The organism is Phytohabitans aurantiacus (assembly GCF_027923225.1).
GTDB lineage: Bacteria > Actinomycetota > Actinomycetes > Mycobacteriales > Micromonosporaceae > Phytohabitans > Phytohabitans aurantiacus.
The window spans coordinates 52,445-77,220 of record NZ_BSDI01000049.1; the positions used below are offsets into that span (position 1 = coordinate 52,445).

The following is a 24,776-nucleotide window of genomic DNA, read 5'->3' on the forward strand; positions in this document are numbered from 1 at the left end:
GCATGAAACTACTTTGCAGACGCTCGCCTGACTAGGGTCAATTTCTTCAGGTCAGCGGAAGGCCGGGATGGTCGCCGGCTGGCCCATGAGGACGGCGCCGGCGGCGTCGTACATCGCCGGGCTGAGAAACGCGTGCTCCTGGGGTACCAATGCGTCGCCGAGCAGCGCGGGCAGCGGGTGATCGTTGTAGATGGCGGCGGCGCCGGACAGCGAGACGACCTGGTGGACCACCTCCGACGAGGTCCGCGCGAGATAGGCCGCGGAGAGCCGGAGATGGGCGTTGCGCTCGTCGCTGACCTGGCCGCCGTCGACGATCGCCTGCCACGCCTCGTCGGCGGCCTCGTAGAAGTAGGCGCGTGCCGAGCGCAGCTTCGCCTCCGCCTCGGCGATGCCGGCGCGGTAGTAGGCGCGTTCGGCGAGCTTGGGAGCGCCCGTGTTGCTGGCCCGGCCGCTGCCGACCCGCTCGGCGAAGTCGAGCGCGGCCCGGGCGACGCCGGCGGAGACCACCGACAGCGACTGGGCGGCATAGCTGATCGCCGGGTACCGGAACAGCGGCTCGTCGATCACCGGCTCGCCGCCACGGACGAACGTCCACTCCCGGTCCACCTCGACGTCCTTGGCGACGATGTCGAACGAGCCGGTGCCCCGCATCCCCACGACGTCCCAGTCCGGCACGATCTCCAGCCGGTCCGGACGCACCAGCGCCCCGCGTGGCCGGCCAACGCCCCCACCATCCCCATCGCCGCCGGGGATGCCGACGCACACGATGTCGGCGGCCATGCAACCACTGGCGAACTTCCACCGCCCGTTGACCAGGAAGCCCCGCTCGGTGGGCGTCGCCCGTTGGATCGGAAGCAGCGCGCCCGCAAGGACGACATCAGGTCCATCGGCGTACAGCTCGGCCTGCGTCTCCAGCGGCAACGAACCGAGGTAGATCAGCAGCGAGCCGAAGCTGGCGACCCAGCCGGTGGATCCGTCGACGACCGAGATCCGCTCGACCTGCCGAAGAAAATCCGCCGGCGCCATCGCCAGCCCGCCGAAGCGTTGCGGCGTCGCGACCCGGTACAGGCCGAGCCGCTTGAGCCGCGCGACGAAGTCCTTGGAGACGTAGCGCTGCTCACGAAACTCGTGACGCCGCTCGGCCAACTCGGCAAGCATCTCATCGAACGCCCGCACCATCATGCCCCTCACACCCCGGCGGACCAGTATCCCAACACCCGGAGAACGACCAACCCTCCTCGATGGCACGGGTCAAGGCGCGATGGATGGGCTGACCACTGTGGACCTGGCGCCCGGCGGCTACGCTGAGGCCGTGCCCTCGCATCAGGATCAGGCCCATCAGGCGCTGGCGAGATGGGCCGGATTCCCGGTCCGCCGGGAGCCACGGCCGATCGTCTTCACCAGCATGAGCGCCGCACAGCTCGATCAACTAGCGGAGGACGCGCGGTTTCGGGCGATGTTCGACGGTCCCGCCGTTGCCGAGTCCGAGCTGCCGGCGGAACTCATACCGGCAGCGACCGCGTATTGCCGAGACGTCCATACGGGAGCATCAGGTTCGTTGGCCCCCGTCATCCGCGGACCCGGACCCTTCGCTACTGACCGAGGCGTCCGTGACCTTCCCGCGTGGATGATGTATCCGGCGAACCGGAGATGGCCGTTCATCGCCGTCGATCCCGAGTTCGAGCGTCAGATGACGTGGCGACCGCATGGCCTCGTGCCTTCTGGCGGCGAGGAGTCGTCGCTCGCCGGCGACGGCCGCACCCTGACGTACCGGTTCATTGGAACGCCGAAGGTGTACGCCGCCTATCCTCACGCCGAGGTGTATGAGACGGATACGGCTGTGTTTGTCCAGCCCATGGAGGTTCCCCTAGACGGTGGAGACGGCGTCCGACTCGCCTACATGGAGCGCCGCGAGGTGGTCGTCCGTCTGGCCGCTCCGCTCGGCAACCGGGTCCTGATCTCACGGGGCCATGGCCCCGGCGCCGACACATTTGGCGCGCCATTGACGGTCCTGCCCTCAGGCTCTTGAAGGCTACGGGGTGGTGCCGACCGCCCCGAGGAAGGCCCGGTGGGTCGGGGTGCCGGGGGCGTGGTCGAGGACCGCGAACACCACGTGGTCGAAGGGTCCGACGCGGCGCAGCGCGTCGTCGAAGGCCCGCGCCACCACCGCGGGGTCGTTGCCGAAGACGCCACAACCCCACGCGCCGAGGACGAGGCGGCGGTGCCCGTGCGCGGCGGCGACCTCGAGCACCCGCGCGGCGCGGCGCTCTATCGCGGCGGGAACGGTGTCGACCAGCTCGGGTTGGTTCTGCGCCACGGCCCGCAGGTTGGGGGCGGCGGCGGTGATCAGCGCCGCGCGGCACGGCTGGTCGAGCAGGGCGCCGTGGTCGTCGCGGAACACCGGCACGCCGGGTGAGTAGATGATCCGGTCGCTGTAGCGGAGGTCGGGATCGCCGCGATGGTGCTGGTAGAAGTCGGGCACGGTTTCCAGGCAGGCGTGCAGGGCCGATGCCCTGGCGATGTCCTCCTCCTGGGCGCGGGCGCCGTTGCGGAAGCCGCCGCCCGGGTTGCGGGCCGAGGCGAAGACCAGGGCGGCGGTGTCCGGGCCGAGCCGGCGGGCGGCCGCGAGGGTGGATTCGTTGGTGACGTCGACCAGCGGCGCCGGCCGGGCCACGCCGCCGGTGAGCACCGGCTCGTCCGGCAGGTACAGGCGGGTGCCGGCGACGGCCTGGTCGACGGCGTCCCGGATGTCGATCCAGGCGCCGCCCGGGGCCCGATAGCCGCCCTCGTGCACGATCGTCATGGTCTCGGCGGCGACGGCCCGCAGCCGCTGCCTGGCGGCCGCGCTGTTCACAGCCGCTCCCTCACGAGCGGCCGCCCAGCCCGCTCGGCGGCGCGCAGGTCGTCAAAGCGCTGTCGCGGAGTCATCGTGCTCCCGTCGCGGTGGTCAGGACAGCGTCGATTCTGGCAGCGACGATCAAGGCCAATCGCATGGATCAAGGGCGAACGCACGCGGAAAAGAGATCAAAGCACGTGCATTCGCCCTTGATCGACGGGGAGAGCTGGCCCTTGATCGACGGGGAGGGCTGGGCGCTTGATCGACGGGAGAGCTGGGCGCTTGATCGACGGGAGAGCTGGGGCCTTGATCGACAGAAGGCTTGGGTGCGCGGTGGAAGAAATGATAGTTTCAGTTTCCCACCGGAGGGGGAGATGTGACTCGAATGCTTCAAGTCGTGGGACGGCGATGAGCGCCCGCACCGCCTTCGTCGGCACGTGCGACCTGTCCGGCCGGTACCGGGGGCGGGCCGTGCCCTACAGCCGGCACCAGGCCGCCCTCGACCGCGGCGTCGGCTGGGTACCGGCCAACGCGGCGCTGACCTGCTTCGGCCCGATCGCCGAGCCCAACGCGTTCGGCTCGGTCGGTGACCTGCGACTGATGCCCGACCCGGCCACCGCGGTCGAGATACCCGAGCCGCCCGGCGTCGTGCTGTACCTCGCCGACCAGACGACCACCGACGGGGACCCGTGGGCGGTCTGCCCGCGCGCGACGCTCGCGAGGATTCTGGAGCGGCTGCGGCGCGAGACCGGCCTGACGGTGCTGGCCTCATTCGAGCACGAGTTCACCCTCGCGGGCACCGGTCCGGCGGGGACGCATCCCGCCAGCGCGATGACGTTCGAACGGCTGCGCGCCGCCGAGCCCTTCGGCAGCGACCTGGTCGACCTGCTCGAACGAGCCGGGCTGGAGCCGGAGAACTGGCTCGCCGAGTACGGGGACGCGCAGTACGAGGTGACGCTGAGCCCCGCCGGCGGCCTGGTCGCCGCGGATCGGGCCGTGCTGCTGCGGGAGCTGGTTCGCGACCTGGCCCGCCGCCGCGGGATGAGCGCCAGCTTCGCGCCGCTCACCGGGCCCGACGCGACAGGCAACGGCGTACACGTGCATCTGTCGCTGCGCGACGAGCTGGACCGGCCGGTCCTCTATGACCCCGCGCGGCCCGGGCGGCTCTCCGCGCTCGGCGCGCGGTTCTGCGCCGGCGTGCTCAAGCACGCCGCGGCGCTGACGGCCGTCACGGCCGCGAGCGCGGTCTCGTTCCTGCGCCTGCGCCCGCACCGGTGGAGCGCCGGCGGCGCGTTCCTCGGCGAACGCAACCGCGAGGCGCTGCTGCGCATCGGCCCCACGGTGGAGATCGCCGGTGCCGACCCCGCGCGGCAGTTCAATATCGAGTACCGCGCGGCGGACGCGACCGCCAATCCATGGCTCGTGCTCGGGGCGCTGGTCGCCGCCGGCCTGCGGGCGATCACCGACGGGTACCCGGAGGCGCCCGTGTACGCCGGAGCGGCGTCGGATGCGGAACTGGCCGGGGTGCCGCCGCTGCCGGCGAGCCAGCCGGAGGCCCTCGCGGCGCTGGAGTCGGACCCGGTGGCGGCCGGCTGGTTCGACCCGCTGCTGCTGTCCACGTACCTGGCCGTCAAGCGGGCGGAGCTCGCCGCGCTCGACGGCCTGAAGGACGCCGACCGGTGCCGGAGTTACGCCGATGTCTTCTGACGTGTCTTTCCGGGTGAGGCGCTAGGTGTCCATCGAGGCACGCCCCGACACCGACCTGGCCGCCCTGCACACGACGCTGCAGGCCGCCATCCGCGCCGAACTGCCCGGCGCGCGCCAGCTGCGCCGGCGGGTGCACGCCGACCCGCGGGTGGCCGGCGACGAGCTCGCCACCTTGCGATTGGTGCTCGCCCAGCTCGCCGGGCCGGTCGAGCCGGTGGCCACCACCGGCGCGCTGGTGCGCATCGGCCGGCCCGGACCCGCGGTCGGCGTCCGCGCCGAGCTGGACGCGCTGCCGATCGCCGAGGAGACCGGCGTGGCGTGGGCGTCGACGAACGGCGCCATGCACGCCTGCGGGCACGACGTGCACCTGGCCGCGCTGGTCGCGCTGACCCGTGCGGTGTCTCAAGTGGACGGCGCGCCGCCGATGGTCGCGGTGTTCCAGCCACGGGAGGAGACGTACCCGTCCGGCGCGCGCGACATCGTCGAATCCGGTGCCCTGGAAAGGGAAACGGTGTCCGCGGTGGTCGGCGCGCACATCCAGCCCGTGCTCGCCGACGGCCAGATAGCGTGTACTCCCGGAGCGGTGAACGCGGCGGCGGACGAGTTCACGGTGCGGATGCGGGGCCGGGCCGGGCACGCGGCGTACCCGCACCTCAACCGCGACGCCGTGCTGGCCCTCGCGCAGTGCGTGGTGAGCCTGCAGCAGTTGGTCAGCCGCGACACCGACCCGATGGTGCCCTCGGTGCTGACGGTGGGCGCGATCTCGGCCGGGGAAGCCGCCAACGCCACGCCGGGTACCGCGACCGCGCGGGGCATCATCCGGTCCATGTCGGAGAGTCACCGCCTGACGCTGCACGAGCGCCTGCACGAGGTGGCGGCGGGGGTGGCGCAGGTGCACGGCTGCACCGCCACCGTGGAGATCACCAGCGGGGAACCGGTGCTGCACAACGATCCCGGGCTCGCGGCCGCCGCCGCCGAGACGCTCGGCACCGCCGGGTACCGGATCGTCGACTCGCTGCGCTCCTGTGGCGCCGACGATTTCGCGTACTACGCCGCGCGCTTCCCGTCTCTCATGCTCTTCGTGGGTGTGGGCGACGGCCAGGGGCCGGCGCTGCACCACCCGGCCTTCCTGCCCGACGACAGCGCGGTCGACCGGGTGGCGGAGGCGATGCTAGCTGGGTATATAGCTGCGGCAGGCTCTGCCGGAGCGCGGGCGGCCGGTTACTGAAGGTAGGGTGCGGCCATGGCCGAGGTTGGCAGGGTAGCGGTGGGCGCGACGGTGCAGCGCCGCGTCCAGGACCGGATGGACGAGCTGAGCGCGGGCGAGCGCAAGGTCGCCCGCACGCTCCTCGCGACGTACCCGGCGGCGGGCCTGGAGTCCGCGGCCGACCTGGCCAAGCGGGCCAACGTGAGCACGCCGACGGTGCTGCGGTTCGTGACCAGGCTTGGCTACCAGGGGTACCCGGACTTCCAGCGCGTGCTGATCCGCGAGGTGCACGAGCGGATGGGCTCGCCGCTGGCGCAGTACGACGAGCAGGAGGCGCGGCGCGGCGGGCAGCAGTTCCTGCCGTACGTGTCGTCCACGTTCGTCGGCACCGTCAAGGAGACGTTCGACAACGTGCCGCGGCACGACTTCCTGCGAGCGGTCGACCTGCTCGCCGACAGCCGGCGGCAGATCCGGCTGATCGGTGGCCGGTTCAGTCACGTGCTCGCCGAGTACCTCGCGGCGCACCTGCACATCATGCGCACCGACGTGATGTGCCTGACCGAGGGCGGCATGGCCCGCGCCGGGGCGCTGCTGGACGCGTCGCGCAAGGACGTGTTCGTGGTGTTCGACTACCGCCGGTACCAGCCGGCCACGATCGAGCTGGCCACGGCGGCAGCGGCGGCCGGGGCGTCGGTGGTGCTGCTGACCGACCAGTACCTGTCGCCCATCGCCGACATCGCCGAGGCGGTGCTGCCGGCCCGGGTCGACGCGCCGAGCCCGTTCGACAGCCTGGTGCCGGCGATGGCGCTCGTGGAGAGCCTGGTCGCGGGCGTGAGCGACAAGCTCGGCGACACGGCGCGCAAGCGGGTGCGGCGCCTGGAAGAGCTGCGACCCGACGCGGGTGAATCAATTGCTTCATCTTGAACCACAGATCGCTGACCTGTAGCGTTTTCCTCATGCAGGACGTGATCGTAGTCGGCGGGGGCGCGATGGGCTCCGCGGCCGCGTGGGCACTGACCCAGGCCGGGCGCGAGGTGCACCTGCTCGAACAGTACGAGCCCGGCCACACGCGCGGCGGCTCGCACGGCGCCAGCCGGATCTTCCGCCTCGTCTACGACGAGCGCGACTACGTCGCCCTGGCCCGCCGCGCCCTGCGCGAGTGGCGCGACCTGGAGGCCGAGTCCGGCACCGCGCTGCTGACCGCCACCGGCGCCATCGACCACGGGATCGCCGGTTCGGTGCTCGCCCGCGTCACCGACGTGCTCGCCGCCGAGGGCGTGCCATTCGAGATCATCGACCCGGGAGCGGCCCGGCGCCGCTGGACCGGCATGGCGTTCGGCTCGCCCGTCCTGTACCAGCCGGACGGCGGGCGGCTGCGTTCCGACGCCGCCGTGGAGGTGCTGCAGAAGCTCGCGGCCGGCGGTGGCGCCCGCATCGAGCACGGCACCCGCGTCAGCAGCGTCACCGTGCGCGGCGACGAGGAGGTCGAGGTGCGCACCGAGGGCGGTGCGCTGCGCGCCCGGCAGGTCGTGGTGGCCGCCGGATCGTGGGCGCCCACGCTGCTGCGCGGCATGCTGGCCCTGCCCCCGATCACGGTCACGCAGGAGCAGCCGGCGCACTTCGCGGCGATACAGGCCGACGCGCAATGGCCGAGCTTCATACACTGGCGGCCCGGCCACGACGTGTACGGGCTGCTCACCCCCGGCGAGGGCGTCAAAGTGGGCTTCCACGGCACCGGCCCCACCGTCGACCCCGACCGGCGGGACTTCACCGCCACCGAGGAGGGCAACCAGATGCTGCGCGGCTACGTCGAACGCTGGCTGCCGGGGCTCGACCCGGACACCGCCGCGCCGCTCACCTGCCTGTACGACAACACGACCGAGGGCGACTTCGTCATCGACCGGGTCGGGCCGCTCACGGTGGCCACCGGGTTCTCGGGGCACGGGTTCAAGTTCGTGCCGGTGATCGGGCGCATCCTGGCCGACCTGGTCACCGGGGCGGCTCCCGCACCGGCGAGGTTCCGCCTGGCGGCACACGCATGACCACCTGGTTGACGCGCGACGAGGCGCGCGAGCGGGCCGCGCTGCTGCGGGTGACCGGGTACGACGTTTCGCTGACCGTCGACGGTGACGGCGATACGTTCGCGTCCCGCACCACGGTCACGTTCGAGTGCGCCACGCCCGGCTCTTCGTCCTTTGTGGACGCCGCCGCCTCGTCCCTGCGCTCGGCCACCCTGAACGGCGTCGCGCTGGGCGCACCCTCGGGGACGCGGATCGCGCTGCCGGGCCTGGCCGCGAGCAACACGCTCGTCGTCGAGGGCGACTTCCGGTACAGCACGTCGGGCGAGGGCCTGCAGCGGATCGTCGACCCGGTCGACGGGGCCGTCTACCTGTACTCGATGACGTTCCTCGCCGAGGCGAAGCGGATGTTCGCCTGCTTCGACCAGCCGGATCTCAAGGCGCCGTTCACATTCCACGTGACCGCGCCCGAAGACTGGGTGGTGGTCTCCAACGGGGCGGTCGCCTCCCGCGAGGGCGTCACCGTCCACTTCGCACCGACGAAGCCGATCCCCACCTACGTCACCGCGGTCGCCGCCGGCCCGTACCACCGGGCCACCGACCGGGTCGACGGCCCCGACGGCCCGATCGAGCTTGGCCTGTACTGCCGGGCCTCGCTCGCCCAGCACCTCGACGCGGACGACATCTTCGCCGTCACCAAGGCCGGCTTCGACTTCTTCCACGAGGCGTTCGACTACCCGTACCCGTTCGGCAAGTACGACCAGATCTTCGCGCCCGAGTTCTACGCCGGCGGCATGGAGAACGCGGGCGCCGTCATCTACCGCGACGAGTTCCTGTACCAGTCCCGGGTCACCGACACCGAGCGCCTCGAACGGGCCGAGACGCTGCTGCACGAGCTGTCGCACATGTGGTTCGGCGACCTGGTGACCACCCGCTGGTGGGACGACACCTGGCTCAACGAGGCGTTCGCGACGTTCGCCGCGCACCTGTCGCTGGCCGAGGCGACCCGGTTCACCGAGTCGTGGACCGTGTTCGCCCAGCAGACCAAGGCGTTCGCGTACGAGCAGGACCAGCTGCCCACCACCCACCCCGTCTCGGCGGACGTGCCGGACCAGCAGGCCGCCCTGGTCAACTTCGACGACATCACGTACGCCAAGGGCGCCTCGGCGCTCAAGCAGCTCGTCGCGTACGTGGGCCGGGACGCGTTCCTGCGGGCGCTGCGGGAGTACTTCCGCGAGCACGAGTACGGCAACACGTCGCTGGCGGACCTGCTGGCGGCGCTCGAACACACCAGTGGGCGGGACCTGAAGGCGTGGTCAGCGCAGTGGCTCACCACGTCGCAGGTCAACACGCTCCGGCCGGAGTACACACTGGACTCGTCGGGGAGCTTCGCGTCGTTCGCGATCCGGCAGAGCGCCCCGGCCGAGCACCCGACGCTGCGGCCGCACCGGCTCGCGATCGGCCTCTACAGCGGCACCGGCCGGCTCGACCGGGTGCACCGCGTCGAGGTCGACGTCACCGGGGAGCGCACCGAGGTGCCCGCCCTGATCGGCGTCGCCCGCCCCGACCTGGTACTGGTCAACGACGACGACCTGACGTACGCGAAGGTCCGCTTCGACCCGGCTTCCCTGAGCACCGTCACCGGCCGCATCCCCGAGCTGGCCGACTCCCTGCCCCGGGCGCTGTGCTGGGCCGCCCTGTGGGACATGACCCGCGACGGCGAGCTGCCCGCCCGCGAGTACACGGATCTGGTACTGGCCGGCATCGACGCCGAGACCGGGTTCGCCGTCTTCCACGCCCTGTTGTCCAACGTGGACGTCGCGCTGCGGCGGTACGCGGCGGACCCCGGGGCCGGCTGGGCGGCTCTCGCGGCCAAGGCGCTGGCCGCGCTGGAGGCGGCCGAGCCCGGTGGCGACCGGCAGCTCGCCTGGCTGGGCGCGTTCGCGGGGTCCGCGGGCGGCACCGCACACGCCGGCACCCTCCGCGCCCTCTACGACGGCGACATCAAGGTCGAAGGGCTGGCGCTCGACCTGGACGCGCGCTGGAAGCTCCTGCACGGCCTGGTGCCGTACGGCCTGGCCGGCGACGCCGACATCGAAGCCGAGCTGGCGCGCGACCGCAACTCCACCGCCGCCCTGCACGCCGCCACGGCGCGGGCACTGCGTCCCGACGCCGGCGCCAAGGAACGCACGTGGGAGCTGCTGACCGGCGGCAGCCCGCTGACCGGCCAGACGTTCTCGGCGTACGCGACCGGCTTCTGGCACCACGCGCAGGCCGAGTCGCTCGCGGCGTACCTGCCCCGCTACTTCGAGGCTCTCGAAGGCGTCTGGCGGCGGCACGATGCCGGGCTGATCGCCAAGGAGCTGACCGGGCACCTCTTCCCCGCCATCGCGGCACCGTCCACGCTGGACGCCGCCGACGCGTGGCTCGTCCTCGACGGCATCCCGCCCGTGCAGCGCCGGCTGGTGCTGGAGAAGCGCGACGAGACCGCCCGCGCCATCCGCAACCGCGCCCGGGACGCGTCATGACCATTCCGTTTCGCGGCCACGAGACGTGGTACCAGGTCACCGGCGACCTCCAGGCGGACCGTGCCCCGCTGGTCGTGCTGCACGGCGGGCCCGGCGCCGGCCACGACTACTGCCTGCCGATGCGCTCGCTCGCGGAGGACGGCCGCGCGGTCGTGCTGTACGACCAGCTCGGCTGCGGCAACAGCACCCACCTGCCGGACGCCGACCCAGGCTTCTGGACGGTGGAGCTGTGGGTCGAGGAGCTGGCCAACCTGGTGGCCGCGCTGGGCATCGAGCGCCGATTCCACCTGCTCGGCCAGTCCTGGGGCGGGATGCTCGCGGCCGAGTACGCCGTGGCCCACCCGGACGGGCTGCTCTCACTGTCCATCTGCGACAGTCCAGCGTCGAACGAGCTGTGGCGGTCGGCGGCGGCGCGCCTGCGCGGCGAACTACCGCCGGACGTCCAGGAAACGCTGGCGCGGCACGAGGCGGCCGGCACACTGGACTCCGAGGAGTATCTGGCGGCGGTGCGCGTCTACGAGCAACGGCACGTGTGCCGCCTCGACCCGATGCCGCCCGAGCTGGCCGCCACGTACGCCCAGATGGCCGCCGACCCGACCGTCTACCACACCACGAACGGCCCGCACGAGTTCTCCGCGACAGGCACTTTCCGCGACTGGACGATCGTCGACCGGCTCCCCGCCATCACCGCGCCGACCCTGGTGATCGCCGGCGCCTACGACGAGGCCGCCCCGGAGGTGTGGACGCCTTTCGTGGAACGCATTCCGGGCGCCCGCTCCCACGTCTTCCCCCACTCCAGCCACCTCCCCCACCTGGAGGAGCCCGAGGCGTTCCAGGCCGTGGTAGGGGCATTCCTCCGCACCCACGACTAGCGCGCTCAGACCTGGACGACGACGTGCTCGGCGACCTCGACGAGCTTGGCGTGCGGCACGACCGTCGGGCCGCTGAAGATGACCAGCCGGAGCTCGTCCTCGTACGTCACCGCGACCGCGACCACCCGGATGCCCTCGCTGGTGGCGTATCCGACGCCGCCCGCGCCCAGGCCGTCGACCGGGGTCGTCTTCGCGCCGCTCGCCTTGCCGATCGCCTCGATCGCGGCGGCCGCGTCGGCGGCGCGGTCGGGCCGGGTGGAGACGATCAGGCTGAACGGCTCCTGCTGGCCCTTGCGATACGTGCAGCCATGCCGGATCCGACCCTCTTCGAGGCGCTCCACCGGATCTTCCTTGGCTGTCAGCTTCGACGCGGCCGTTCCGCCGAGCACGTCGACCACCACGTCGGCGGGCAGCAGGGCGCAGGCCGAGTCGATCGTCTTAAGTCGCGCGGGCGCGCTCGTCGCCGGCGCGGTCGGTGTTGGCGATGTGCCGGGTGCTGCCGACGATACCCACTCGGCCTGCGCGCCTGGCCTCTCGACACCACAGGCTGTCAGTGACAGCGCCATCACGCACGCCGCCGCGACCTTCCACGTCCGCCTGGACATTATCGACCTCCCCAGTCGGTCGAACACCCTACCGGCTCGCGCCTGCCGCCCAGCCGGCACCTTGACCAATAGATCGAGGAACGTCAAACTCACTTCATGAGGTGGAACGTTCAACACGTCAACCGGCGCCCCAGGCGCGGACTCATCCGATACGCCGCGGGCGCGCTCATCGCTGTGCTCACGCTCGCCGCCGGCGCGGCCGTCGTGACGGGGACGGCCCAGCCGGCGCTCGCGCTCAACAACGGGGTGGCACGAACACCGCCGATGGGCTGGAACTCGTGGAACACCTTCGGCTGCAACATCAACGAGGCCCTCATCCGGCAGATGGCCGACGCGATCGTGAGCACCGGGATGCGCGATCGCGGCTACCAGTACGTGGTGGTCGACGACTGCTGGTTCAATCCAAACCGGGACTCGGCGGGAAACCTGCAGGGTGATCCCACCCGATTCCCCTCGGGGATGAAGGCGCTGGGTGACTACCTGCACGGCAAGGGGCTGAAGTTCGGCATCTACCAGGTGCCGGTCGACAAGACGTGCGCGCAGTACTTCAACAGCTACCCCGGCGCCACGGGCAGCCAGGGGCACGAGGCGCAGGACGCCCGGCAGTTCGCCGCCTGGGGTGTCGACTACCTGAAGTACGACTGGTGCTCCCCCAACGGCACCATCAACGACCAGGTCGCCACCTTCGCCAAGATGCGCGACGCCCTCGCAGCCACCGGCAGGCCGATCGTCTACAGCATCAACCCCAACAGCATCCACGAGAAGACCGGCCCGCTGCGCAACTGGAGCGACGTCGCCAACATGTGGCGCACCACAGAGGACATTACCAACGCGTGGAACACGGGGCAGACCAACGGGTATCCGATGGGCATCCAGAACATCGTGAACGTCAACGTGCCGCTTGCCTCGTATGCCGCGCCCGGCGGCTTCAACGACCCGGACATGATGGAGGTCGGCCGCAGTGGCCTGACCGATACCGAGCAGCGGTCCCACTTCGCGCTGTGGGCCGTCATGGCGTCACCGCTGATCGCGGGCAACGACATCCGCGGCTCCAGCGCGGCGACGCTGGCCATCCTCAACAACGCCGACATGATCGCGGTCAACCAGGACACCCTCGGCCTGCAGGCCGTCCAGGTCTCCAACGACGGCACCCGCCGGGTACTGGCCAAGCGACTGTCCAACGGCGACGTGGCGGTGGCGCTGTTCAACCAGGGCGGCTCGACCACGACGGTCTCCACGACCGCGGCGGCGATCGGCAAGACCGGATCGTCGTTCACCCTGCGCGACCTGTGGACGGGCGGCACGTCCAGCTCCACCGGCACGATCTCGGCCAGCGTGCCGGCACACGGCACCGCTGTGTACCGGGTCAGCGGCGGCGGCACGTCGAACCCGCCCACCACCTTCCGGTTGCGCGGTGAGTCGTCCGGCCGGTGCCTCGACGTCAACCTGGGCTCGTCCGCCAACGGCACCCAGATGCTGATTTGGGACTGCCACACCGGAGCCAACCAGCAGTTCACCCAGAACGGGCAGGCGCTGCAGGTGCTCGGCAAGTGCCTGGAGGTACCGGCCAACGCCGCCGGCGGCACCCGGGCACAGATCTGGGACTGCAACGGCGGCGCCAACCAGCGGTGGACGTTCAACGGCAACGGCACCGTCAGCAACGCGCAGACCGGGCTGTGCCTGGACGTCAACAACTCCGGCACCGCGAACGGCACCGGTGTGATCGTGTGGAGCTGCCACACGGGCGCCAACCAGCGCTGGGCCCGCGCGTAGTAACCGGGGAGTCGGCGGCAGCGACCTCAGGCGCTGCCGCCGACCGTCAACTCGGTCGGCACCAGCACACCGGGTCGGCCGGTCGGGCCCGACGACACCTCCTCCAGGCACCGGGTGACCAGCTCCCCCGCGACGCGCTCCACCGGGATGCGCACGCTGGTCAGCGCCGGCTCGACGATCAGACCGACCGCGCCGCCGTCGAAACCGGTGACCGCGATGTCGCGGCCCACCCGCAGGCCGGCGGCCTGGCACGAGCTGACCACCACGGCGCCCACCGCGTCGCTGCTGGTGACGATCGCCGTTGGCGGGCGCCGGCGGTGCAGCAGCCTGGTCACCCAACGCCGGATCGCCCGGTCGTCACCGTGAAACACCCTGTCGTCGGCGAGGCTGACGCCCAGCCGTTCCAACCCCAGCCGCAGGCCCGCCAGCCGGTCCCGCTTCCAGTACTCGCCGCCCTCGGCACCGACGTACGCGTAGTCGCGGTGCCCGGCGGCCGCCAGGTGCTCGACGAGCGGCAGCATCCCGCTCGCGTTGTCCACATCGACCCACTGTTGCGGCAGGTCGGGCGCCGTCCGGCCGAAACAAGCGAACGGAACGCCTTCGGCGGCGAGCAGCCGCACCCGGGGATCGTCCACACGGGACTCGTCGACGATGAACGCGTCGACGCTCCGCCTGGCGATCAGGTCGCGGAACGCCGGAAGCGGGTCGGCGCCGTGGTGCGTGAACACCAGGATGTGGTGGTCTTCCCGGGCCGCCGCCTTGACCAGTGCCTGCAGGAAACTCAGCGTGAACCCGCGCGCGGCCTCCAACTGCTCGCCGGCCATGTGGTACGCGAACTGGTGGGTGCGCCTCGATCGCATGGTCTGCGCCGCGCGGCTCGGCTTGTAGGCGAGCTCCTCCATGGCGGCCACCACCCGAGCCTCGGTGTCGCGGCTGAACGCCGCCCGGCCGTTCAGGACGTTGGAGACCGTCTGCCGCGACACACCGGCCAGCCGAGCCACGTCGATGATGCTCGGGCGGCTGGAACGCCGGCTGCGCGGGACGGAAACCTCATGCTCATCGATCTCGCCACGATACCGTGAATCACAGGTGCGTCATCCGCCGCAGACGGCTAGCTTGACCTGCGTGACTGCACTCAGCGGCCTGTGGTCGTTCGTACTCGTCGTGGGCCTGCTCACGCTGACGCCCGGCATGGACACCGCCCTCATCCTGCGCACCGCCGCCGTCGGGGCGCCCCGCCGCGCGTGGGGCGTCGTGCTCGGCATCCAGAGCGGAACACTCTGCTGGGGCGTGCTCACCTCCGCCGGTGTGACCGCGTTGCTGACGGCCTCGCACCTGGCGTACGAGGTGCTCCGCTGGGCCGGCGCCTGCTATCTGATCTGGATGGGGCTGAGCATGGTGTGGGCCAGCCGCAAGCGCCCGTCGGTCGACGCGAGCGACGAGCTCGTCGCGGAGCGCAACGACTTCCTGACCGGGTGGCGTCGCGGGGCACTGACCAACCTGCTGAACCCGAAGGTGGGCGTGTTCTACGTCGCGCTGCTACCCCAGTTCATTCCCGCGGGCGCTCCGACGTTCGCCTTCGGCGTGCTCCTCGCGTGCGTACACATCCTGCTCGGCACCGCGTGGTCGGCCGTGCTGGTCGCGCTGGCGCACCGGCTGCGAAGGGTGTTGCGGCGCCCGGCCGCCCGCCGGGTGCTGGACCGGGTCACCGGCACCGTCATCGCCGCCTTCGGCATCCGGCTCGCCGCCAGCAGCCACTGACACAGATAGAGATTTTGAGCTGCCGCGACGCCCGCCGCGGTCGAGACCGCTGCTCCCGCGGCCTCACCCCACGCGGTTCACAACCTGATCAGACCGTCGAGAGCACCTCCACCCGTCCGGTGTCGACGTCGTAGACCGCGCCGGCCACGGCCGACCCGACGGACCCGCGCAGCGTGCGGACCGTGGCGACCACGTGCCGGCCGGTGGCGGCCCCGATGCCCTCAATGCCGATCGCGCCGATGTTCCGCGCAATCGTCTCGGTGACGGCGTTGCGGCGCCGGCCCGAGGACTCCGGCGCCAGCGTCGCGGCGATGGCGGCGCACCGGGTATGCCCGAGCACGAGCACCAGCGCGACCCCGAGCACCTCGACGGCCATCGTCACCGACGCGACCGCGACCCCGTCCAGCGCGTGCCCCGCCGTCCGGATCGCGCACACGGCCCCGAAGTCCTGGTCGAACACCGCCTCGACCGGTACCCGCGAATCCATGCACCCGACGATCGCCGCGTACGGCCGCGGGCTGGTCGCGGCCGCCACCGCCGCGGCGAGCTGATGGCCGTGCCGGGATGACCCTTCGACGAACCGCTTGTTGCCCGCGACGAGCTCGGCGAGCGCCCACTCCGGCGAGCGCCGCTGGATTGGCACGGTCGGCGAGGTTGGCGGCCGCGACGGAGGCGGCGCCGTGGGATCCGGAAAGGGAAACACGCGGGATTCTATGCCAACCGCGCGGGCGGCGCCCTCATGTACGCGCGACGGTCACGTGGCCTTCGTGCCGAGGACGGCTTCGAGCTGCTCCTTGGAGTCGAACTCGACCAGCCGACCGCCGCCAGCTTCGAGCACTCTCTTGACCGCGGGCCAGTCCTTCATGTCGACGTACGTGTGGTCCTGCAGCGCCTTGACGACGGCGGCTTTGCCTTTGACCTTTCCGAAAATCATCATGTCCTCCTCATCGGCCAGCCCCCACAGACCAGCGTCCAGGCTCCGCAGTTCGTTGCGGTCGACGCTGGCGCCGTCGAGCTTGAAGTTGTTCTTCGTCTGGCGGATGTGCGCGCGGCTGTCCCACTTTCCGCCCGACCAGGCGAAGGCCTGCCAACCGCGGTAGCCGGCGTCGAGCGCCGCCGAGACCGCGCGGAGCCCGCCGTAGACGCCCACCCGATACTCGCCCTTGAGGGCTTCCTCGGCGCCTTTCCAGTACGCCTTGCAGGCCGCGAGCTCTCCACGCTGGACGTCCCAGTCGGCCGAGAAGTAGATGGTCAGTCCCTTGGGCGCACCGAGGGCGCGGGCCTGGCGCAGCGCTTCCTTGCCGTCCTTGCGGCCACCCTCGCGGCCGCGCAACTGGTCACCCTCTTTGAACTCCCAGTTGAGCCCGACCGCGAAGCCACGCTTCAACAAGGCGTCCAATTCGGACTTTGTCAGGATCTTGGGGTTGGAGGGCGGTGACAGGTAGCGCATCACGAACCGGTAGCCCGCTTTCCAGGACTCGTGCGGCGAGGGCCGGTCGAACGAGTAGTCCAGGCCCTTCTCGCCGACGTGGTGGTTCCACCGATCCGATACGGCGTGGTTGGGTGAGGCCGCGCGCATGGTGGTCGTCGTCGATTTGACGGCTGTCGCGCGGAGGCGCTTCTCGGCGGCCGCGATCTGCTTCTCGGACATGGCGACGTGGATGTGGTCGCGGTGGGCTTTCGCCGTCGCCGCCCCGTAATCCGTCCGCTTTCCCTCTTTGATGTAGAACCCGTTGTCGTCGCGGAACGGCGTGGTGTGAATCAGTTCCAGCGTGATGTTTCCGAGGTCCTTCTGCCACTGCCGGGCGAAGGCCCGCATGTCGTGCTCTTCCTTCGTCTGGGGTTCGTTGTCGTTGAGACCGCCGAAGTCGACGGCCGCCGACCGGGAACCGTCCTTGCCGTGCAGCCCGTAGTGGTGACTTCCGTGCGGCCGGGGCCCGTGGTCCCCATCCATTCCGGACGTCACGTAGATGTCCTTTTCGGCCAGGTTGGCGCGTACTCGGACCTTCTCGGCTAGTTTGATGATCCGCTCACCGAGCCGGCCGGTTTCGACCGTCGAGAAACGTCGCATCTCTCGATCGTCGCGCGCACCGCGGGGCCGTTGGTGGAAAACCGCGAAATCTGTAATCGGCGCACTCCGGTGCGTGTTGTGAACCATGTCATAGGAATCCCCGCCTACGCAGCCCACCAACGGTGGCGACACGTCCATCTACAAGGGGGTACTGCTGCTACGGGGAGGAACGTTGGCAAACAGGTTGCTGGCGCATGGAGGTGTGCGCCGCGACGACGTCGAGGCGGCGGCCTGGTGGTTACGCGATCGGGTGGTGGACACGCCGCTCGTCCGTTCGACCACATTGGACCAGATCGCGGGCGTACGGCTGTGGCTGAAGGCGGAGAACCTACAGACCGGCGGTTCGTACAAGTTCCGGGGTGCGCTGCGGGCGGTCGACCAGATCGCCCAGCAGGGCACGCATCGGGGCGTCATCGCGCAGAGTACGGGCAACCACGCGCTCGCCGTCGCGATGGCCGCCGAGCGGTACGGGCTGACCGCCACGGTGGTGCTTCCGATCGACGCGTCGCCGGGCAAGGTCGCCAGCATCGAGGCGTGCGGCGCCCGGGTCGAGCTCGCCGGCACGACCGTGGAGGAAAGGTTAGAGGTCGTCGAGCGGTTGCGGGCGGCGAGCGGTGACGCCTTCCTGGACGCGTACGACCACCCGGATGTCATCGCCGGGCAGGGCAGCGCCACGTGGGACCTGGTCGAAGAGGCCGGCCGGCGCGGCACCCGGCTGGACGCCGTGGTCGTACCGGTCGGCGGGGGCGGCGGGGTGGCCGGTGCCTGCCTCACGGTGCAGGGCAGCGACACCGCCGTATACGGCGTGGAACCCGTGGGATGCGACTCGTTGGGGCAGAGCCTCGCCGCTGGCCGCCGGGTCAGCGTGCCGCCGGCGCCCACGCTCGCCGACGGGCTCCGGCCGTCCCTGGTCGGGCGCCTTCCGTTCGAGATAGTCCGGGACCGGATCGCCGGCGTCGTGCGGGTGGACGACGACGAGATCGCCCGCGCGGTGTGCCTCGGGCTCTTCCACGCCAAGCTCCTGCTGGAGCCGTCCGGCGCGGCTGGCCTGGCCGGTGCGCTGCGGCTGGCCGCGAGCGGTTCGTTCACCGACATCGGGGTGGTGCTCACGGGCGGAAACGCCGAGGCGGCCGTCATCGCCAGGCTCGTGGCCGAGTACGGCGCCGAGCGCGAAGGAGCGGCGTCATGACGGGGGAACCGATGGTCCTTCTCTCCGATCCGCGCATCGCCGCGATCGACCTGTTCGACAACGGTGAGTCGTTGGTGGACGTACGCGAAGTGACCGAACTCCAGGTGGACAACCGCCATGCCGGCACCATTGACGCCTTCGCCCACCTGCGAGAGGGAATGGTGCAGCGGTTGCTGGACGCGCAGGCCACGCTCCCCGACGGGCTGCGGCTTCTCATCGTCGAGGGGTACCGCCAGCTGGAGACGCAACGGTCGGTCTTCGACGGGTACCGGGACGAACTGCGGAGCCTGCATCCGGACTGGGACGCGGATCGGCTGTTCGTCGAGACGAGCAAGTTCGCGTCGCCGGTCGAGGTGGCTCCCCACAGCACGGGCGGGGCGATCGACCTCACGCTGTGCACCGACGAAGGCATCGAGTTGGACATGGGCACGTGCATCGACGCGACACCCGAAGCCAGCGACAACGCCTGTTTCACCGCCGCGACCAACGTCTCCGAACGGGCCCAGCACAACCGGCGGACGTTGACGCGGGCGCTGGCCGGCGCCGGGCTGGTGAACTATCCGACCGAGTGGTGGCACTGGTCTTTCGGCGACCGGTACTGGGCGTATGTCACCGGTACCGGCAGGAGTCACTACGGTCCGGCGCTGCTCACAGGCGCCACCGAAACGAACGCGACCGGAGCTAAGGAGGAGTGCGCGTGATCGGCGACTCGAAGACCCGGGTGGCGGTCCTGTTCGGCGGCCGCAGCGCCGAGCACGGCGTGTCGTGCGCCTCGGCGGCGAGCATCGTGCGGCACCTGAGCCGCGAGCGGTACGAGGTGACGCCCGTGCGGATCGGCACGGACGGGTTGTGGACGATCGGCCTGGACCACCAGGTACCCGCCGACGTCGACACCGTGACGCTTCTCGACATGACACGCGATCCGGCCGGACCCCGGCCCAGCGCGCTGGAGAGCATGTGGAGCGCGCTCAGCCGGCTCCGCGACGAGGTCGACGTCGTCTTCCCGGCCCTGCACGGCGGGCACGGCGAAGACGGCACCCTCCAGTCCACACTGGAACTGTTCGGACTGCCGTACGTCGGCAGCGGCGTGCTCGCGTGCGGCATCGGGATGGACAAGGAGCTGACCAAGAAGCTCCTCGCCGAGACCGGCCTGCGCGTGGCCGACAGCGTGGTCCTGCGTGGCACGGACTACGACGAGGTTAGCGCGGAAGACCGGGAGCGGCTCGGGCTGCCCGTCTTCGTCAAGCCGGCGCGGGAGGGTTCGAGCGTTGGCGTGTCCAGAGTGGACGACTGGGACACGCTCGACGAGGCCATCACCACGGCTCGCAAGACCGGCATGTCGAAGGTGCTCGTCGAGGCCGCGGTACGCGGGCGCGAAGTGGACGTCGGAGTCCTGGAGTACCCGGACGGCCGGGTGGTGGCCGGGCCACCGCTGGAGATCCGGGTGCCCGACAAGCACTCCTTCTTCGACTTCGACGCCAAGTACCAGGGTGAGACCGTCTTCGACATCCCGCCGAGCCTGCCCCCCGCGGTGCTGGAGGCCCTCCAGGCACAGGCGGTCAAGGCGTTCCGCGCGTTGGGGTGTTCGGGCCTGCTCCGCGTCGACTTCTTCCTCCCCGCAGACCTGGTCCCGGTGGTGAACGAGGTCAACACGATGCCCGGGTTCACGGCCATGTCCCAGTACCCGAGGATGTGGAGCGCGGCGGGCCTGGAGTATCCGGAGTTGCTGGACGTGCTGATAGACACCGCTCTGGTGCGGGAGCCGGCCGCGAGCCGCTAGCCGCGGGCGGCCACCGCCAGGATCTCCGCCACCACCCGGTCGGCGGCGTCCGGGCGTCCGTACCCGGCCGCGGCGTGTGCCATCGCGGCCCGCCGCGCCGGGTCGGCCAGCAGCGACCTGAGGATGTGCCGGAGATGGTCCGGCGTGGCCTCGTCGCCGTCCAGCATGACCGCGGCGCCCTGCGCGGCCAGGGTGCGAGCGGCGACCCGCTGCTCGCCTCCGGCCGAGTACGGGTACGGCACGAGGACGCAGGTCTTGCCGAGCGCGGTGAGCTCGGCGACGGTCCCGGCGCCGCTGCGGGCGACCACGATGTCGGCGGCGGCCAGCAGGTCGGGCATCTCGTCGTGGATGAAGTCCAGCACCCGGTACCGGTGCGCGAGCGCGGGCGGCAGGCTCGCCGCGACCTGCTGCATCTCGGCGATGTCGAGGTTGCCGCACTGGTGCACGATCTGGCAGTACGGCAGCACGTCGGGCAGCACCGCGGTCAGCATCTGGTTGATCTGGCGTGCGCCGGACGCGCCACCGGTGACCAGGACGAACGGGACGGCCGGGTCGAGACCGAACGCGGCCAGCCCCTTGGCGCGGTCGCCGGCCAGGATCTCGGGCCGGATCGGGTTTCCGGTGACCACGCTCCGCTCGCGGGCGCGCGCCGGCACGTGGTCGAGCGACGACTGGTGGCTGAGCAGGACGCGGGTGGCGACGCGGGCCAGGATCCGGTTGGCGAGGCCGAAGCTCAGGGTCTGCTCGTGCAGCAGGTACGGCACGCGGAACAGCCGGGCGGCCAGGCCGATCGGCACCGACACGTACCCGCCGGTCGACAGTACGACCGCCGGCTTGGTGCGGCCGACGATCGCGGCGGCCTGGAACACGCCGAACGGGATCCGGAACGCGTCGACGAGGTTGCGGAGCAGGTCGCGGGGGTTCGTCGAGCGGCGCAGCTTGCCGGTGACGATCGCCTTGAACGGCACGCCGGCCCGGGTGGCGATCTTGGCTTCCAGGCCGTCGCTCACACCCACCCAGAGCAGCTCCGGCTCGGTGCCGGTCTCGGCGAGCCGGGCCCGCAGCGTGGTGATCGTGGTGAGCGCCGGGTAGGTATGTCCACCCGTGCCACCTCCCGTCACGATCATGCGAAGTCTGTGTAGGTGCCGAGCGCTGTATAGGGACATCCAGGTTCCGGGGATCGCGGGACAGGGGCGGAGCAGCCCCACCAGCGTAGCGATTCAGGGTTTCCCACGATGCCGGCGACCCGGCACGGGCGGCAGCGTGGTACCTGCCCACGACACAGCGTCACATTCGGGAGTAAACGTGAAGACCCTTTTGACCTCGTTGCTGCGCCAGCGCGACCCACGGCCCGTTCGCGGACGGCACCGCCAGCGCCGGAGCTTATCGCCCATCAAGGCGTTCTTTACCGCCCGGAGCTGAAGCCGCCGGAGCTGAAACCGCCGGAGCCCAAGCGCTGGCCGCTCCTTGTCACACGAAAGGGGCGGCCAGCCAATAGGACGAATGGTGCATAATCTCCAGACTGTGAAGGTTTCCCCGCCGTTCGTCGGCCGCCGCGCGCCGCTGGCTTCGATCGCGTCGGCGTGGAACGCCTCACGCGGGGCACCGCAGTGGGTGGAGGTGCGGGGTCAGCCCGGTGTCGGCAAGACCCGCTTGTTGACCGAAGCCACCGAGCGGATCCGGACGAAGGGCGGCGCCGTCCACTGGGGACGGGCGACCGAGTTCGAGCAGGACGCGCCGCTGGCGCTGCTGGCGGACACGCTGGACGGCCGGATGGCCGAGAACCCGCGATGGGTGAGCAGCCGGCTGAGCGAGGAGGAGCACCGGCTGCTGTCGGCCGTCTTCCCCGCGCTGTCCACAGTGGATGAGGCTACTCACGCGGCGCTGACCGCCGGCGCCGGCACCAGCCGGTACCGGCTGTTTCGAGCCGTACGCTCGCTGCTGGGCATCCTCAGCGGCGACCACGGACTGGTCCTGCTGCTGGACGACGTCCACTGGGCCGACACCGCGTCGATCGACCTGCTCGGCTACCTGACCCAGCACCCGCCGGCGGGCCGGATCCTGTTCGCCATCGCCTACCGGCCCGCGCAGGCACCCGTACGGCTGACCGCCGCACTGGCGCGGCTCACCGGCGGCCGGCGACTGATCGAGGTGGAGCCGCTGTCCACGGACGAGGTGGACGAACTGCTCGGCCCCGATCCCACGCCCGCCCACCGGCGATGGCTCCACGAGGCCGCCGGGGGCAACCCGTTCTACCTGGAGGCGCTCGCCCGCCTCGGCGAGGCCAGCGTGCGCGAGGCGGACGAGATCGGCGAGTCGCTGCCCGAGGAGACGATGAGGGAGGTTCCGGCGGCCGTACGGCTGGCGCTGCGTCTGGAACTGGACCGGCTGAGCCCGGAGGCAGACCTGGTCGCCCGGGCCGCCGCGGTCGTCGGAGACGAGTTCGACGCCACCACCGTCGCCGCCGCGGCCGGCCTGGACACGGCGCGGGTGCTGGCAGCCTTCGACGACCTGGCCACGCGCGACATCGTCCGCGTCGGGCCGGCGTCGGGCCGGTTCCGGTTCCGGCATCCGCTCGTACGCCACGCCGCCTACGCGGCCTCGCCTCCCGGCTGGCGGGTGGCGACGCACGGCCGCGTGGCCACCCTGCTCGCCAGCGTGGGCGCACCGTCCACAGTGCAGGCTCCCCACCTGGTCCGCTCGGCCTGCCCCGGAGACCAGCACGCGGTACGGGTACTGGCCGACGCCGCCGTCGAGGTGGCCCCGCGCGCCCCGGCCGTGGCGGGACAGTGGCTGCGGACCGCGCTGGAGCTGCTCCCCGACACGCCCGCCACCATCGGGAAACGGCTGGGACTGCTCACCAAGCTGACCCAGGCGCTCGCGGTCAGCGGCCAACTCGTCGCGGGCCGGGACACCGCCCGGGACGCGCTGCGCCGGCTGGAACCGGACCACCCGTGCCGGCGCGAGGTGGTGCGCACCTGCGCCGTGCTCGAACGGCTGCTCGACCAGCCCGCCAACGCACGAGGCGTACTGCTCGCGGAACTCCAGCACCTCGCGGACCCCACGGGTGTCGACGCCTTCGCGCTGCGGGTCCGGCTGGCCGTCGAGGACCTGTGGGCGGGTGAGATCCGGGAGGCCGAGGCCACCCTCGACTGGGCCGGCGATCTCGTCGCCAGGCACGCCGACCGGTCCACCGAGTTCGCGATCGCCGCGCTGCGCCCGGTGCCCGCGTACGCGGCGGGGCGGATGGACCTCGCGTGCGCGTACGCGGCGCGGGCGGGCCAGCTCATGGACAGCGCGACCGACCAGGAGCTCGCGCCGTGGCTCGACGGCGCCGCCTGGTTCTGCTGGGCGGAGCTGCTGCTCGGACACTACGAAGACTGCCTGCACCGGCTCGGCCGCACCCTCGCCATCGCCCGGGACACCCGCCAGAGCTACATCGTGTCGCCGCTGCTCAACCTGCACGTGCGCACGCTGGGCCGGCTCGGTCGCCTGCCGGAGGCCCTGGCCTACGCGGACGAGGCGGTCGAGCTGGCCCGGCTACAGGACTTCCAGCAGGCGCTGGCCATCGCGCTCGGCCACCAGACCATCCTGCTGAGCTGGATGGGCGACTACCGCGCGGCTCTCGACGCGGGCAGGCGCGCCGCCGAGCTCGGCCGGACCATCCGCCAGTGGTGGGGCGCCGCCGCACGCTCGGCGATCGCGCTTCCGCTCATCTACACCGGCGAGGTCGACCGCGGGCACGAGGTCATGAGCGCCGCCTGCGAGGAGTACGAGGCGATGGGCCTCGACCAGACGCAGCACCTGAGCTTCTGCGAGGTGATGGCGGACGCGGAAGCCGCCCGCGGCGGCACCGCACGCGCTGAGACGTGGGCCACCCGGGCCGCCCGTACGGCCCATCCCGACCTGCCGACACACCAGGCACAGCTCCAGCTCGTCCGCGCACACGCCCGCTGCGGGCCCGATCCCGCGGCGGCCGCGGACCTCGCCACCCGGGCGGCCGAAACCTTCGCCGCGCTGGATCTCAGGCTCGACACGGGCCGCGCCCGGCTGCGCGCCGGAACAGCCCACGCCCTGGCCGGCAACCGGCGGCAGGCGCTCGCCGACCTAACCGCCAGCGCCAGCCTGTTCACCGAGTGCGGCGCGCGCGGCCTGCTCGCGCAGGCCAACCGCGAGCAACGGCGGCTGGGCATCAGGATCCCCGCGCCCAGCACACACCAGGACAGTCCGATGGGCCTGTCCGCACGCGAGATCGAGGTGGCCCGGCTCGTCATCGACGGCTGCACCAACCAGCAGATCGCCGACCGCCTCTACCTCAGCATCCGGACCGTCGAGACCCACATGTCCCGCATCTTCGCCAAGCTCGAGGTCTCCTCCCGCGTCGGCGTCAGCCGGGTCCTCACCCCCCTGCTCGCACCCACCGACTGAC

20 protein-coding genes are annotated in these 24,776 nt (G+C 71.4%); 13 read left to right on the forward strand and 7 right to left on the reverse strand.

All coding sequences use genetic code 11. The features are described 5' to 3' along the window. Positions 1 to 51: 51 nt before the first annotated feature. The gene (locus tag QMG73_RS35165; protein WP_281903062.1) at positions 52 to 1,182 is read right to left on the reverse strand and encodes an acyl-CoA dehydrogenase family protein; all 1,131 of its coding nucleotides are present in this window, start codon (positions 1,180 to 1,182) and stop codon (positions 52 to 54) included. Between the two features lie 79 nt (positions 1,183 to 1,261). Between QMG73_RS35165 and QMG73_RS35170 the strand changes: the two genes are divergently transcribed. Beyond that, on the forward strand, positions 1,262 to 2,029 hold the full coding sequence (locus tag QMG73_RS35170; RefSeq protein ID WP_281903063.1) for a hypothetical protein: 768 nt from the start codon (positions 1,262 to 1,264) through the stop codon (positions 2,027 to 2,029). 3 nt (positions 2,030 to 2,032) lie between these two features. Here QMG73_RS35170 and QMG73_RS35175 read toward each other — a convergent pair whose 3' ends face one another. Continuing rightward, positions 2,033 to 2,854: a TIGR02452 family protein gene (locus tag QMG73_RS35175; RefSeq protein WP_281903064.1), complete on the reverse strand. Its 822-nt coding sequence runs from the start codon at positions 2,852 to 2,854 to the stop codon at positions 2,033 to 2,035. 390 nt (positions 2,855 to 3,244) lie between these two features. Here QMG73_RS35175 and QMG73_RS35180 point away from each other — a divergent pair, with 390 nt between their 5' ends. The 6 genes from QMG73_RS35180 to QMG73_RS35205 are packed head-to-tail and all read left to right on the forward strand — an operon-like array spanning position 3,245 to position 11,168. Further along, the gene (locus QMG73_RS35180; protein ID WP_281903066.1) at positions 3,245 to 4,543 is read left to right on the forward strand and encodes a type I glutamate--ammonia ligase; all 1,299 of its coding nucleotides are present in this window, start codon (positions 3,245 to 3,247) and stop codon (positions 4,541 to 4,543) included. Between the two features lie 25 nt (positions 4,544 to 4,568). Continuing rightward, a complete protein-coding gene (locus tag QMG73_RS35185; RefSeq protein ID WP_281903068.1) occupies positions 4,569 to 5,771 on the forward strand; it encodes a M20 metallopeptidase family protein in 1,203 nt (400 codons plus the stop codon). A 15-nt stretch (positions 5,772 to 5,786) separates the two neighbouring features. Then, complete coding sequence (locus tag QMG73_RS35190; protein WP_281903070.1) at positions 5,787 to 6,674, forward strand: MurR/RpiR family transcriptional regulator; 888 nt, start codon at positions 5,787 to 5,789, stop codon at positions 6,672 to 6,674. Positions 6,675 to 6,706: 32 nt separating this feature from the next. Further along, on the forward strand, positions 6,707 to 7,792 hold the full coding sequence (gene solA / locus QMG73_RS35195) for an N-methyl-L-tryptophan oxidase (protein WP_281903072.1): 1,086 nt from the start codon (positions 6,707 to 6,709) through the stop codon (positions 7,790 to 7,792). Continuing rightward, positions 7,789 to 10,296: an aminopeptidase N gene (gene pepN / locus QMG73_RS35200; RefSeq protein WP_281903074.1), complete on the forward strand. Its 2,508-nt coding sequence runs from the start codon at positions 7,789 to 7,791 to the stop codon at positions 10,294 to 10,296. Before solA ends, pepN begins: the two co-directional genes overlap by 4 nt. Beyond that, entirely contained in the window at positions 10,293 to 11,168 is an 876-nt protein-coding gene (locus QMG73_RS35205) for a proline iminopeptidase-family hydrolase (protein ID WP_281903076.1), read from the forward strand. The genes pepN and QMG73_RS35205 overlap by 4 nt, the downstream gene beginning before the upstream one ends. A 5-nt stretch (positions 11,169 to 11,173) precedes the next feature. Here QMG73_RS35205 and QMG73_RS35210 read toward each other — a convergent pair whose 3' ends face one another. Beyond that, positions 11,174 to 11,773: a DUF3558 domain-containing protein gene (locus QMG73_RS35210; RefSeq protein ID WP_281903078.1), complete on the reverse strand. Its 600-nt coding sequence runs from the start codon at positions 11,771 to 11,773 to the stop codon at positions 11,174 to 11,176. Between the two features lie 96 nt (positions 11,774 to 11,869). Here QMG73_RS35210 and QMG73_RS35215 point away from each other — a divergent pair, with 96 nt between their 5' ends. After that, the gene (locus tag QMG73_RS35215) at positions 11,870 to 13,546 is read left to right on the forward strand and encodes a glycoside hydrolase family 27 protein (RefSeq protein ID WP_407676897.1); all 1,677 of its coding nucleotides are present in this window, start codon (positions 11,870 to 11,872) and stop codon (positions 13,544 to 13,546) included. A gap of 26 nt (positions 13,547 to 13,572) precedes the next feature. Here QMG73_RS35215 and QMG73_RS35220 read toward each other — a convergent pair whose 3' ends face one another. After that, a complete protein-coding gene (locus QMG73_RS35220; protein WP_281903080.1) occupies positions 13,573 to 14,547 on the reverse strand; it encodes a LacI family DNA-binding transcriptional regulator in 975 nt (324 codons plus the stop codon). 124 nt (positions 14,548 to 14,671) lie between these two features. Between QMG73_RS35220 and QMG73_RS35225 the strand changes: the two genes are divergently transcribed. Continuing rightward, the gene (locus tag QMG73_RS35225) at positions 14,672 to 15,307 is read left to right on the forward strand and encodes a LysE family translocator (protein ID WP_281903083.1); all 636 of its coding nucleotides are present in this window, start codon (positions 14,672 to 14,674) and stop codon (positions 15,305 to 15,307) included. Positions 15,308 to 15,395: 88 nt separating this feature from the next. Here the strand turns inward: QMG73_RS35225 and QMG73_RS35230 are convergent, their stop codons facing one another. Next, complete coding sequence (locus tag QMG73_RS35230; protein WP_281903085.1) at positions 15,396 to 15,950, reverse strand: carbonic anhydrase; 555 nt, start codon at positions 15,948 to 15,950, stop codon at positions 15,396 to 15,398. Positions 15,951 to 16,061: 111 nt separating this feature from the next. Continuing rightward, on the reverse strand, positions 16,062 to 17,378 hold the full coding sequence (locus QMG73_RS35235) for a DUF1906 domain-containing protein (RefSeq protein ID WP_281903087.1): 1,317 nt from the start codon (positions 17,376 to 17,378) through the stop codon (positions 16,062 to 16,064). Positions 17,379 to 17,550: 172 nt separating this feature from the next. Between QMG73_RS35235 and QMG73_RS35240 the strand changes: the two genes are divergently transcribed. From QMG73_RS35240 to QMG73_RS35250, 3 genes are read left to right on the forward strand one after another with little or no spacing between them, the layout of a single operon-like run. Beyond that, a complete protein-coding gene (locus tag QMG73_RS35240; protein ID WP_281903090.1) occupies positions 17,551 to 18,567 on the forward strand; it encodes a threonine ammonia-lyase in 1,017 nt (338 codons plus the stop codon). Next, positions 18,564 to 19,268, forward strand: coding sequence for a M15 family metallopeptidase (locus tag QMG73_RS35245; protein ID WP_281903092.1), 705 nt, complete (start codon positions 18,564 to 18,566; stop codon positions 19,266 to 19,268). Before QMG73_RS35240 ends, QMG73_RS35245 begins: the two co-directional genes overlap by 4 nt. Further along, on the forward strand, positions 19,265 to 20,347 hold the full coding sequence (locus tag QMG73_RS35250; RefSeq protein ID WP_281903093.1) for a D-alanine--D-alanine ligase family protein: 1,083 nt from the start codon (positions 19,265 to 19,267) through the stop codon (positions 20,345 to 20,347). The genes QMG73_RS35245 and QMG73_RS35250 overlap by 4 nt, the downstream gene beginning before the upstream one ends. Here the strand turns inward: QMG73_RS35250 and QMG73_RS35255 are convergent. Then, complete coding sequence (locus QMG73_RS35255) at positions 20,344 to 21,513, reverse strand: UDP-N-acetylglucosamine--N-acetylmuramyl-(pentapeptide) pyrophosphoryl-undecaprenol N-acetylglucosamine transferase (RefSeq protein WP_281903096.1); 1,170 nt, start codon at positions 21,511 to 21,513, stop codon at positions 20,344 to 20,346. The genes QMG73_RS35250 and QMG73_RS35255 overlap by 4 nt on opposite strands. Positions 21,514 to 21,871: 358 nt before the next feature. Between QMG73_RS35255 and QMG73_RS35260 the strand changes: the two genes are divergently transcribed. After that, on the forward strand, positions 21,872 to 24,775 hold the full coding sequence (locus QMG73_RS35260) for a helix-turn-helix transcriptional regulator (protein ID WP_281903097.1): 2,904 nt from the start codon (positions 21,872 to 21,874) through the stop codon (positions 24,773 to 24,775). Position 24,776: the final 1 nt, after the last annotated feature.